Here is a 12,681-nt window from a genome sequence, read left to right on the forward strand (position 1 = left end):
CAAATTTATACATCAAAAAATGAAAATCAAATTCTTAATTATTGGACTTCTATTCTGTCAAATAAATTTTGCTCAGAGTAATTTGTTACCCACAGGTTTTGAAGTAGGAAATAGAACAAAAACAAATCTTAATTTAGGTTGGAAATTTCATTTAGGAGACCTTGAACCCCATCCTTCCAGTATAAATTTTGATGACAGTAATTGGGAAAATGTTTCAGTGCCTCACACCCCACAATTAGTTTCTTATGAACTCGATAGTATTAAGGAAACGTGGGTACAAGAAAAATACCTCCGTGATGTCAGTTGGTATAGAAAAAAACTAAAAATTGAAGCTGATAATTCTCAAAAAATATTTCTTGAATTTGAAGCTGTACATAATGCAACAGAGTTATGGGTTAACGGAAAAAAAGTGGGCAATTATGCCGTAAATGGCTATACCCCTTTTCATTTCGATATTAGCAATTTTGTGCAATTTGGACAAGAAAACACCATTGCTATCAAAGCAGATAACACTTATAACCAAACTATTGCACCCGACCCACATAGAACCGATTATGTGAAATTTGGTGGACTTTACAGAGATGTGTATTTGGTAACTACTAATAAGTTACATGTCAATTTTAATTGGGAAGATTTTGATGCTGGCGTACATATTACAACACCTACTGTAAATAAAAATAATGGTACGGTTACGATTAAAACAACTGTAAAAAATGAAAATAATACGGCTAAAAAAAGTAAGATAATTACCAATATTATTAATAATGATGGGTTTGTAATTAAAAAATTAATTTCAGAAACAAGCATTGCTGCAAATTCTTCACATACGTTTAGACAATCTACAACCGTTGAAGACGATTATCATTTATGGTCTCCAGATTCACCTTATTTGTACCGTGTAAATTCAGTAATTTATGATAACGAAACACCTGTTGATTTTGTAGAAAACAAATTCGGATTTAGAAAATTTTCTTTAGAAAAAGGCAAAGGGTTTGTTTTAAATGGAGAACCTCTTTTTTTAGTGGGTGCAAATCGCCATCAAAATTATCCTAATATTGGAGACGCCGTTCCTAATTCATTTCATTATAACGAAGCATTGCAATACAAAAAAGCAGGTATGAACATTATAAGATTGTCCCATTATACACAAGATGATGCCTTTATTAAGGCCTGCGATGAATTAGGAATTTTTGTTTATGAAGAACCTTCAACATGGATTGAATGGGGAGATGACATGTGGTTTGAAAACTTAGAACAAGCAACGCGAACTATGATTCGTAATCATAGAAATCACCCATCAATTATTGTATGGGGAGCAGGAATTAATCATAGGGGTCCTGTTCCTAGAATGCAAACAGTTGCTAAAGAAGAAGATCCTTTCAGATTAACAGCTTCTGCTTCTGCACCATGGGATGGACCAAAAAATGAAGGTGTTACAGACGTGCATGCTACAATGGATTACAGAAGAACAGAATTTCCTGAAAGTGCTTTTACCATGGTCATGGAACATGGAAGTTCTCCTAATGCCGAAGTCAATCAATTTCACATTTCAAGATATAAAGGCAATAAAAATAATTTTGCAGCCATTACGTGGTTAGGTGCAGATTATAACCATTTACAACCAGATATTGTAGACGATCAATGGTCACGAGATTTTATGACAACCTATGGTGTATTGTCACCTTATAGAGTACCTAAGCCCGTTTATTATTGGTATCAATCAGAACTTGTAAAAAAACCAATAGTGCATATTGCAGATGAAACAGCGTCGAAAGACGGAAAAGTTAGAGTGTTTAGTAACTGTCAAGAAGTAGAGTTATATCAAGACGGAAAACTTATTGCTAAACAATTTCCCGATAATGATATTACCAAAACCAATTTAAATCATCCGTCATTTACATTTAAATATAATTGGAAAAATGGCACATTAAAGGCTGTTGGTTATTCGAACGGAGAAAAAGCAACAGAATTTGTAAGACATAAAGAAGGAAAACCACATCATATAAGAATTGATTTTAATATAAACAATCAGCCATTTTATGCCGGTGGATCTGATATTAGATTAGTTTATGCTACTATTTTAGATGAAAATGGCGAAGTTGTAACTCAAACTAAAAATGAAATTCATTTTTCTGTATCTGGTGCTGGTGAGCTAATTGATAATGGTAAAATTTATGCAAATCCAGCGCTTGTTTATAATGGTGTAGCTGCCATTTATGTAAAAGGAACAGATAAACCTGGAACTCTTACAATTACAGCAAAGGCAAATGGACTAAAAACAGGAAAAGCATCTATTAATACCGTTGATTTTAATACCAACGAAATTGCAAACCATGCTAAAGCGATTTACGATTTCCCTATAGAACGTGTGGATATTGGTGGAGATAAACAATTGGTACAATTTGAATGGCAAGAATGGACAGGAAGCTCAAATAATGAATTAAAACACAAACTAAAAGACACCAATATTCAAGTAGAAATAAGTGCAGATCAAACTATAAATTGGTTAGGAAATGGTACGAGTATGATTGGTGATTTGAGTTTTGTAGGTACTGATGGTGTGTATATAGAAAGTGGAGAATTATCTTTAAAATTAACAAACTTAAAAGCGGGGGAATATGCAATAGAAACGTTCCATCATGCAAGAAAATCCGACATCAAATTAACGAATGAAATAGAAGTTAGTGTTGAAGATGTCGATGGCAGTTTTAGCAGAATATCCGATGATCATATTGTAAATTACTACGACAATGATAGTAGTGGCGAACGTAATCCGCTTTCAATTAAATCTACATTTAAATCTGATGGTACCAATCCGGTTGTATTGAAGTTTAAAAGTATCAATCAAAAAGGTACGCTTTGGCTAAATGGTTTCATACTTAAACAAATAAAATAATGAAGAATAAGAACATTATTTTTAAAAGTCAGTATGGTGCAAATAACACTATTATTCGTATAACAGAAGGAAAAACTAAATATAAAAAACACCTATTATTTTCCGTTATCTACCTAGTAACACTTGTGTGTTTTTCTCAAAAAAACATCGTAAATATAGATTTTACAACTCAAAAATTTATAGGTTCTGAAAGCGAATTAAACAGAGAAAAATACTTTGCAATCCACGGGTCGTATACTGATAATGGATTAGCAGATAATCCCGAATATTTATTCGACGATTTAGGTATTAAGTTTGGAAGAACCTTTGGTGGACCCCGCCCCTATTCAAAATTAAATAAGAATAACTTATCCATTGAAAACGCACTGAATTTAGGTATAAACAACTCAGAAAGGCACGAAAAGCTCTGCTATATAATAAGTATAAAACCACAGATTTAATCATTACAGACCATCCAAGAGAAGCTTTTCAATATAAAGGAGATTACCAAAAAGCAGCAGCATTTAATGCAGAATACATTAAAAATGCATATCCGGTAATGCCTAAATATTATGAAGTAATGAATGAACCTTTTGTTCACGCAAAAGACTTTGTTAAAACGTACAAAGAAACAGAAGACGTTATTATTGAAATGTCTAAGTTTCATAAAATAGTAGCCGAAAAAGTTAAAGCAGAAATACCCAATATACTTGTTGGAGGTTATAGTGCAGCATGGCCAGAATACGATAAAAATAATTTTGCCATATGGAATACAAGAATGAAAGTTTTTATGGATTTGGCGGGTGAAAATATGGATTTTTTTGCAACACATATTTATGATGGGAGAAACGTAGAAGGTGATTTTAATTTTCGATCTGGCAGTAATTCCGAAGCTATTTTAGATTTAATCGAATCTTATAGTTTTCAAAAATGGGGTAAAGTAAAACCACATTTAATTTCTGAATATGGGTATACCGCAAAAGGCTTACAAGGCACCCCCTATTCCCCAGAACTTAATGGCATATGCCTAATGTCTTACAACAAAATTCTTATGTCTCTTCTAGACAAACCAGATCGGTTATTAAAAGCTGTACCTTTTATTACGGGTAAGGCGGAATGGTTTTATAAATCTGAAGAAAATAAAGAAGGTCAACCCTACCCTTGGGTTTTATTACGAAAAACTAAAGACGGTACTTATGAGTACACCCATCTATTAAAATTTTGGGAGTTGTGGAAAGATGTTAGTGGAAATAGAATGTATTCAACATCAAATAATCCCGATATTCAAGTCCATGCTTTTAGTACCAAAGAAAAGGCATATGTTGCGCTTAATAATTTATCAGATACGAAAGAAACTATACATCTAGATTATTTAAATAAAAGTAAGTCATCTATTACTGACTTAACAATTAGACGCTCTTTTATTTCAGAAAACGGAACGCCACAACTCGAGTTTTTAAAAAACAAAATGCCTTTAGATAAAGTCGCTTTAGAAACCGGCGAAACTATAATTCTAGAATATTGTATTAATGCTGTTAATTTTACCAACATAATCACCGAAACTAATCATTATTCAAAAACCTGTTTACATCCTATTGTAGCAAATCAACCCATAACTTTTACTATTGAAAATGTAAAAACAAGTACACAAGGTAACGCTATAATAAAAATGGGGCTTGGTAGAGCGCATCATTTAAGTAAAAAACCCACTGTTAAAATTAATGGAGAAATTATAGAGGTTCCATCCAATTGGGCAGGATACGACCAAGCAGGACGCGAACAGTTTTTTGGAGTAATTCCAATTCCTACAAATATTAGAAATATTAATACCCAAATTAATAAAATAGAATTAACATTCCCAGATTCTGGCGGATTTGTGAGTTCTGTGATATTAAATATTGAAAACATGAATTAACAACCAATAAAATGAAAATTATAAAAATTTTAGTTTGCTTTTTAATCATCACGAGTTGTAGTTCAGAAAAAAAACAAAACTTGCCAATTGCTAACACATCAAAACCTAACGTAATTCTAATTATTACTGATGATCAAGGCTATGGTGATGTTGGGGCACATGGGAACAAAATTATAAAAACACCTAATATTGATAATTTTCATAAAGAAAGTTATCATTTAACTAACTTTCATGTTGGTCCAACCTGTGCTCCTACAAGATCTGGATTAATGACTGGCAGATACGCCAATAGCACAGGTGTTTGGCATACCGTTGGCGGATGGTCTTTGTTGAGAGAAAACGAAAAAACCATAGCAAATATGTTTACTGAAGCTGGCTATAAAACAGGTGGATTTGGAAAATGGCACTTAGGAGACAACTACCCTTTTAGACCAGAACACAGAGGTTTTCAAGAAACGGTAATGCATGGTGGTGGCGGTGTTCAGCAAACTCCTGATTATTGGAACAACACCTATTTTAACGATACTTATTTTCATAATGGAAAACCTCAAAAGTATCAAGGCTATTGTACCGATGTGTTTTTTAACGAAGCTTTAAATTTTATCGAAACAAATAAAAACCAACCCTTTTTCTGCTATATAGCTCCCAACGCGCCACACGGCCCATATAATGTACCTCTGGAATATTACAATTTATATAAAGATTTAGGTGAAGATGTATTAGCAGATACACAAAAACGTTTTTATGGAATGATTACTAATATTGATGACAATTTTGGTAAACTAAGAAAAAAGCTAAAAGAATTAAATGTTGCAGATAATACCATTTTAATTTTCATGACAGATAATGGCACTTCTGCTGGGTATTATAATAAAAACGGAAAAACAACAGGTTTTAATGCTAATATGAGAGGTACAAAAGGAAGTGAATATGATGGTGGACATAGAGTGCCATTTTTTATACACTGGAAAAATGGAAATATTTCAACTTCTAAAGATTTTTCAACCTTAACTGCACAATTAGATATTATGCCCACTTTAGCAGAAATGTGTGGCATCGATTTACCTAAAAATCATCTACCTATAGACGGACAAAGTTTAGTACCACTTTTAAGAGAAAAAGATTCCTTAAAAAACAGAATGCTGGTAACAGACTCCCAACGCGTGCAACATCCTGAAAAATGGAAAAATTCTGCTGTGATGCAAGACCATTGGAGATTGATTAACGGGAAAGAATTATATAATGTTTCTACAGATCAAGGACAGCAAAACAATATCTCAGCAGAGTTTCCTAAAAAAGTAAACGAAATGAAAGCCTTTTATGAAAATTGGTGGACCCAAGTTTCAAAAGATTTTGATAAGGAGATTTACTTTAAAATAGGCTCTGAACATGAAAATCCAATTACACTCACAGCGCACGATATACATGCTGAATCAGGAGCTTATCCGTGGAACCAGATATACGTTAGAGAAGGTATTACTGCTCATGGTTATTGGAGTGTCGATATTTTAAAGAGTGGAAATTACGAGGTCTCTTTAAGGCGCTATCCAAAGGAATCAAATTTAGCGATTAATGCAACCACGCCTGTTATAACAAAAGAAGACCTACCTGGTTTGGAAAACGATATTCCAAAAGGAAAAAATTTGAATTTTGTAAAAGCTTCCATTGAGTTTGAAAATCAAATAAAATCTGAAATTTCAATTCAAGAAAATGATTTTGAAGCCAAGTTCAATGTTAATTTAAAAGCTGGAAAAACAAAATTTGAGGCCAAGTTCAGCACCTCTGATGATAACTCTAATGTGGCCTATTATGCATATATCAAAAAAATATAAAATGAATACATGGTGTATATAAAAATTTTAGAACAAAGCGCTTAATGACAAACAATTTATTAATAGAAAATATAACTAAAAATGTAGCATTTTCTAACACGGAATTAGAAGAATTCACCCAACTATTTCACTCAAAATCCATTAAAAAAAAGGAATTCTTGTTAACTCAAGGTCAAATATGCAAATTTGAAGGTTTTGTTTTAGAAGGTTGTTTCAGAATATTTATTATCGATAAAAAAGGTAATGAAAACACCTTATATTTTGCAGCTAAAGATTGGTGGCTAATGGATATTGATAGTTTTATGAATCAAATTCCTTCTAATTTAAATATGCAAGCTTTAGAAGATAGTAAGGTGCTTTTAATTAATAAGCAAGATAAAATGGCGCTATACGATAGGTTTCCAAAGGTTGAAAAACTTTTTAGAATAATGTCTCAAAAAGCTTTAGTTTCATGGCAAAGGCGGTTAATAAATAATCATTCATTCACCGCAAAAGAACGATATTCTCATTTTATTAAAAAATATCCAGACATTGCATCAAAGCTAACAGATAAACAAATAGCTGGTTACCTTGGCATCCGACACGAATTTTTGAGCAAGATAAAAAAGCAGTCTTAATCTTATATTTATTTTATAGGTGTTGAACTTGTTCAACTCTTTTCTCTTAGTGGTTTCTAATCTTTGTAATTCATAAAAAATTAGAATAATGAATTCATTAAAACATTTTAAAATTTGTATCATTTTAATTATGGTAGCATTAACATCGAGTTTAGCAAAAGCCCAAATATCGAATGATATTACACATAATGATGCTTTAAAAGCACTTTTAACGGCTAAACAAAAAGCAGAAGAATTAAATGTTCTCGTTAACATTGCCGTAGTTGATGCTGGCACAAACCTAAAAACGTTTATAAGAATGGACGAATCGTTTCTTGGTAGTATAGACATTGCTATAAAAAAAGCAAAAACATCGCGCTATTTCAATATGGCTACGGGCGATTTAGGAAAACTTAGTCAACCAGGAGGAATTATATATAATATTGAACATTCTAATGGTGGCCTAATTACTTTCCCCGGAGGGATCCCGATAGTAGATCAAAACAAAAATATTATTGGAGCTATTGGCGTAAGCGGGGGCACCATAGAAGAAGATCATGATATTGCCCTTGCAGGAGCAAATGCTATTTTAAATCATTTAAAAAACTAAAATCATGAATCTTATAAAAAAGATATTTCTTCTTAGCCTTTTAGTATTATCACAAATGAGCTTCTCTCAGGTCACAGATAATGCTATGATTTACCGAAAAGACTTCAAAAGTATATCTGGCAAAAATACGGTTTCTGTAACAAGCTATGAGAAAGACGGCTCTCATTATGTATTTGCAGGTGGTGTTGGTAATATTGATGTCTTTAGTTTAGATGAAGACGGTATACTAACTCCAATAAGTAACCATGAACTTTATATGAAAAAAGGACCCGCCAGAGGTATGGTTGCAGACAATATTAATGGTACAGATTTTCTTTTTGTAGCTAACAAACACGGAAATGTTATTGAAACATTTAAAATTTTAAACAACGGATTTTTAGAACGTGTTGCTTTGGTTGAAGATACCGATAAAACATTTTTAGGGACAGCCATTACCCTGCAGGTCGTTCACATGAAAAAAGCATCATACCTTTTCATTGGTGGTTTAGAAGAGACTCCTGGTCTAAGTAGTTTTAAAATACATAACGATGGAAAACTAACCCATGTACAGTCTATGAAAGACGACGAAACTATTCATACAGATGGCATAATAGGCATGTATGTGCATAACATTAAAGGAAAAACCTATCTATACACGGGAGGTTTTCAAGATAATGGTGTTAGTAGTTTTAGAGTTTACAATGATGGTACGTTTAAGAATATCAATAACATAAGCGATAATGACACAGATAGATTTTTAACTGGTACGTACCCAGTAACCGGAGTCACTTTAGAAGATAACAAATATGTTATTGTGGGGCATAGACACCACAAATATTATAAGCGAGCAGGATTTATTAAAAAAACTGACTTTGTGTATCATGGTGATGGTATTAGTGTTTTTAAAGTCAATGAAAAAGGTGCTTTGATTCCACATTTTGTTTTAAAAGATGATGAAACCACAAAATTACAAGGACAAACAAGAATTGAAATTGTGTCTACAAATAATAATGAAGCTATTCTAGCAGTAGGCACAAGAGACGATGCTAGCATTCAATTATTAAAATTAAATAAAGAAGGTATCCTTACTCCAATTAATTATTTAGAAACTGGTTTTTCAATCTACTACGGTTTAAAGTCTCATAAAATTGAAGATACCAATTTCTTAATTGCGGGTTCATTCAGGTTCGATTTAGGTAAAATCGTCAGTTATAAAATAGCTCCTAAAATTAACAGAGACGGCAAAATTTTAAGGCATATAGTAAACTTAAAATATAAAGAAACTGCCAACAAAGCACAAGTTGATACAGCCGTTAAAGCGTTTTTAGATCTAAAAAATGAAATTCCCGAAATCGCCAATATAGAATGGGGAATAAATGATAGTACAGAAGGCGCTAGCAAAGGTTTTACACACACTTTTACAATAACGTTTAATAATGAACAGGACAGAGAAATTTATCTATTTCATAAAGCGCATTTAGAATTAGTTAATACTGTAGGCCCAATTATAGGTGATGTATTTGTAATGGACTATTGGACAAAACATAATTAATATTCTTTAAGAAATGGAAATATTAAAAAACAAAAATGCAATAATAACTGGAGGAGGAAGAGGTTTAGGAAAAGCTACGGCAATTGCTTTTGCCAAACAAGGTATTAATGTCGCAATTACTGGTAGAACAGAAAGTAACTTAATAGAAACTGCTTCTGAAATTGAGGCCCTTGGAGTTAAAGTGACATATGCTGTTTTTAATGTTGGAAATTATGAAGACGTAAAAATTAATATTAAACATATGATTAACAATTTAGGAGATGTCGATATTTTAGTGAATAATGCAGGTATTGGTGGCTTTGGTTCGTTTAATGAAATGCCAGTTGAACAATGGACTCAAATAATGCAAACCAACCTTATGGGTATGTATTATGTTACCAAAGAAGTTTTACCATACTTAATTGCTAAAAATACCGGCGATATTATTAATATTTCCTCTACAGCAGGATTAACAGGAAGTGCAAGTACATCGGCCTATTCTGCATCAAAATTTGCAGTTATTGGCATGTCTGAATCCTTGATGAAAGAAGTTCGAAAAAACAATATCAGGGTCATTACATTAACGCCAAGCACCATAGAATCAGATATGTCCATTGAAGCTGGCATTGCAAAAAAAGGTACTCACAATACTGTTCTGCAACCCAAAGATTTTGCCGAATTAATAATAGCTGGCTTAAAACTACCAAGACGAGCAATGCTTAAAAGTGCTGCGTTATGGTCTACAAATCCATAATATCAATACTAAAACTTTAGTTTTATTTTCGAAATAACCATAAAATATTTAGCACCTAACAAATGAAAAAAATAACACTTATTTTTCTAATGTTCTCAGGAATTTTGCAAGCGCAACAAAAACCAAACATTGTGTTTATTTTAACCGATGATCAATCTTACAATTTGTTGGGCTGCACAGGAAATCCAATTGTGCAAACACCACATATTGATAAATTGGCGAATAATGGCATGCTTTTTACTAATGCCCATGTTACTAGTGCTATTTGTACACCAAGTAGAATTTCAATTTTGCTAAGTCAATATGAAAGAAAACACGGCGTTAATTTTAACTCAGGAACAAGTGTTTCGGATACAGCATGGAAAAATTCCTACCCTGTAATTATGCGTAATAATGGTTATTATACAGGTTGGGTCGGAAAAAACCACGCGCCAATTGGATATGGTGGATATAACAGTGGTGTAATGGAAAAAAGTTTTGATTATTGGTATGCCGGTCACGGCCACTTAGGATTTTATCCTAAAGACAACCATACCATTTTTAACGATGCTATAGCCTTTACGCAGCCTGAAATTATTAATGAAGGTGTAGATGATTTTTTAGATCCTAATGCTAGAAAATTAAAAGGCGCATTACATTTTTTAGATAACAGACCTAGCAATAAACCTTTTATGCTTTCTATCAACTTTAATTTACCACATGGTGCGAGTACCAAAACAATGAAAATGAAGACTGATGATGATACAATTTACAAAACATTATATAGAAATTTAGACATTCCTTTACCTGATAATTATATCGCTAAAGCAGATATAAAAACGCCGAAATTACCAAAAGAACTTTTACATGCCGAAGACCGTCAAGAAGGTTATAATTATGTAGATACACCTGAAGGTATCAAGGAACGTTATATCCGGGAACTAGAATCTATGACAGGAATTGATAGATTGGTTGGTAATCTTGTTAAGAAACTTAAAGATTTAAAACTGGACAAAAACACCATCATTATTTTTACCTCAGATCATGGCTTATTTGGTGGTCAACAAGGTTTAGGTGGAAAAGCTTTATGCTACGAACAAACAACTCATGTTCCCATTATTATTAACACACCTCAAATGGCTAAAAAAGTTAAAGGTTCTACAACCAATGTTTTAGCACAAACTATAGACATTGCTCCTACATTATTAAGTTTAGCAGGAATAGAAATTCCAAACACATATCAAGGAAAAGACCTGTCAAATATCATTAATGGAGACAAAGATATTATTAGAGATTATGCATATACCGAAAACTTATGGTCTACGCATTTTGGAAACCCAAGGTGTGAGTCTGTTCAAAATCAAAAATGGAAATACATTCGATATTATAAAAACGATAACTTCTCAGCTAAAAAAGAAATAAAATATGCTAAAGAGATGGGGATACCTGTTAATGAAATGCTATATAAAACCCACGATCCAGAAATCGCTAAATACCGTAGTTATATCGATGCTCCTACAGCTGGTGAATTAGCGGTTTACGAGGAATTATACAACTTAAAATCAGACCCAAACGAGCTTCATAATGTAGTAAGTGAGAAGAAGAACGCTGATATTTTAGAAACATTAAGAAACCAATGGAAAATTGAAATAACTAAAGCTAGAGGTACTGGAAAAGCAGAAGTATATAGATACACTAATGATTTATACCCAGATGGAAAACATTAAAACCTAATTACTGGTTTAAATAATTCTTTCGAAACTGTAAAGGCGAGCAATTCATAAATTTCTGGAACTGTTTATAAAAATAAGGTAAACTTTCAAAACCACATTCATACGCAATCTGGCTAACTTGTTTATTGGTTTCAATGAGTTGCTTACAAACTACATTTATACGATATTCATTTACAAATGTAAATAAGGACTTATTAAGCGATTTTTTAAAAAATCGACAAAACGCTTCATCTCCCATTGAAACTAACGAAGCTACATCGTTAAGTACAATTTTTTTATCGTAATGCGCGTGGATGTATTCGTACACTTTATCAATCCTCGCATTTGCTTTTATATTTAAGGAACCTGAAAAATGTTCAGAAGATAATAATTCATAATCATTAATTAAAGCAAGCTTATTTAATAATTGTATAAAACTTATTAATTTTTCAAATGATGGCTTATTCATAATATCAACAATCTCGTTATAATATGCCTCCCCAACGTTATCATTAAATTTAATCCCTCTAGATGACTTTGCTAATAAATTTTTAATATGATAAAATTCACCTTTGTTAATCCAATCGATTCCTAATAAATTTTCATCCCATTGAAACACTAATGATTTTACACTAGATTCCGAATTCAAAGTATTTTTCCAACAATGCGGCAAATTACTTCCGAACAAAACAAAATCACCAGCATTAAATTTCTGAACGCTATTGGCTACGTATCGAATGCCCTCCCCTTTTTCAATAAAAGTGAGTTCAAATTCTGGATGAAAATGCCATGGCGCATTAAAATTTTCGTTCTCGTAAACAAAAGCTTTAAAAGAAGAATGAATTGGTGCCGATATTTTTTCGAATTGTGCTTTCAAACAGGTTTTATTTAAAATCAA

Annotated in this window: 10 protein-coding genes; 9 read left to right on the forward strand and 1 reads right to left on the reverse strand. The window is 32.3% G+C overall.

The annotated features are described in order from the left end of the window. Positions 1–19 precede the first annotated feature (19 nt). The 9 genes from BN863_RS10450 to BN863_RS10485 all read left to right on the forward strand — a co-directional run bounded on the left by BN863_RS10450 (position 20) and on the right by BN863_RS10485 (position 11,798). The gene (locus tag BN863_RS10450; RefSeq protein WP_038530282.1) at positions 20–2,896 is read left to right on the forward strand and encodes a glycoside hydrolase family 2 protein; all 2,877 of its coding nucleotides are present in this window, start codon (positions 20–22) and stop codon (positions 2,894–2,896) included. After that, complete coding sequence (locus tag BN863_RS18810; RefSeq protein WP_051774693.1) at positions 2,896–3,336, forward strand: hypothetical protein; 441 nt, start codon at positions 2,896–2,898, stop codon at positions 3,334–3,336. The genes BN863_RS10450 and BN863_RS18810 overlap by 1 nt, the downstream gene beginning before the upstream one ends. Positions 3,337–3,434: 98 nt before the next feature. Continuing rightward, positions 3,435–4,790, forward strand: a complete 1,356-nt coding sequence (locus tag BN863_RS10455) for a hypothetical protein (protein ID WP_051774694.1) — start codon at positions 3,435–3,437, stop codon at positions 4,788–4,790. 11 nt (positions 4,791–4,801) lie between these two features. Further along, positions 4,802–6,622 (forward strand): arylsulfatase, encoded by a 1,821-nt coding sequence (locus BN863_RS10460; RefSeq protein ID WP_038530283.1) that lies wholly within the window; start codon positions 4,802–4,804, stop codon positions 6,620–6,622. A gap of 44 nt (positions 6,623–6,666) precedes the next feature. Next, complete coding sequence (locus BN863_RS10465; protein WP_038530286.1) at positions 6,667–7,239, forward strand: Crp/Fnr family transcriptional regulator; 573 nt, start codon at positions 6,667–6,669, stop codon at positions 7,237–7,239. A gap of 88 nt (positions 7,240–7,327) precedes the next feature. Further along, entirely contained in the window at positions 7,328–7,828 is a 501-nt protein-coding gene (locus tag BN863_RS10470; RefSeq protein WP_038530289.1) for a GlcG/HbpS family heme-binding protein, read from the forward strand. A gap of 4 nt (positions 7,829–7,832) precedes the next feature. Next, on the forward strand, positions 7,833–9,359 hold the full coding sequence (locus BN863_RS18045) for a Dabb family protein (RefSeq protein WP_051774695.1): 1,527 nt from the start codon (positions 7,833–7,835) through the stop codon (positions 9,357–9,359). 13 nt (positions 9,360–9,372) lie between these two features. Further along, positions 9,373–10,092 carry a 3-ketoacyl-ACP reductase gene (locus BN863_RS10480; RefSeq protein WP_038530292.1) on the forward strand — a complete coding sequence of 240 codons (720 nt, stop codon included), beginning with the start codon at positions 9,373–9,375 and terminating at the stop codon, positions 10,090–10,092. Positions 10,093–10,154: 62 nt separating this feature from the next. Next, complete coding sequence (locus BN863_RS10485) at positions 10,155–11,798, forward strand: sulfatase-like hydrolase/transferase (RefSeq protein ID WP_038530294.1); 1,644 nt, start codon at positions 10,155–10,157, stop codon at positions 11,796–11,798. A 7-nt stretch (positions 11,799–11,805) separates the two neighbouring features. On the opposite strand, the gene BN863_RS10490 is transcribed toward BN863_RS10485, so the two are convergent. After that, positions 11,806–12,660, reverse strand: coding sequence for an AraC family transcriptional regulator (locus tag BN863_RS10490; protein WP_038533484.1), 855 nt, complete (start codon positions 12,658–12,660; stop codon positions 11,806–11,808). Between the last annotated feature and the right edge of the window lie 21 nt (positions 12,661–12,681).

Source organism: Formosa agariphila KMM 3901 (genome assembly GCF_000723205.1).
In the GTDB taxonomy this organism is placed as follows: Bacteria; Bacteroidota; Bacteroidia; order Flavobacteriales; family Flavobacteriaceae; genus Formosa; species Formosa agariphila.

Coding starts and splice junctions, on each gene's coding strand:
- BN863_RS10455 (WP_051774694.1), top strand. CDS start 3,435: ATGCCTAAATATTATGAAGTAATGAATGAACCTTTTGTTCACGCAAAA.
- BN863_RS10470 (WP_038530289.1), top strand. CDS start 7,328: ATGAATTCATTAAAACATTTTAAAATTTGTATCATTTTAATTATGGTA.
- BN863_RS18810 (WP_051774693.1), top strand. CDS start 2,896: ATGAAGAATAAGAACATTATTTTTAAAAGTCAGTATGGTGCAAATAAC.
- BN863_RS10460 (WP_038530283.1), top strand. CDS start 4,802: ATGAAAATTATAAAAATTTTAGTTTGCTTTTTAATCATCACGAGTTGT.
- BN863_RS10465 (WP_038530286.1), top strand. CDS start 6,667: ATGACAAACAATTTATTAATAGAAAATATAACTAAAAATGTAGCATTT.
- BN863_RS10450 (WP_038530282.1), top strand. CDS start 20: ATGAAAATCAAATTCTTAATTATTGGACTTCTATTCTGTCAAATAAAT.
- BN863_RS10480 (WP_038530292.1), top strand. CDS start 9,373: ATGGAAATATTAAAAAACAAAAATGCAATAATAACTGGAGGAGGAAGA.
- BN863_RS10485 (WP_038530294.1), top strand. CDS start 10,155: ATGAAAAAAATAACACTTATTTTTCTAATGTTCTCAGGAATTTTGCAA.
- BN863_RS18045 (WP_051774695.1), top strand. CDS start 7,833: ATGAATCTTATAAAAAAGATATTTCTTCTTAGCCTTTTAGTATTATCA.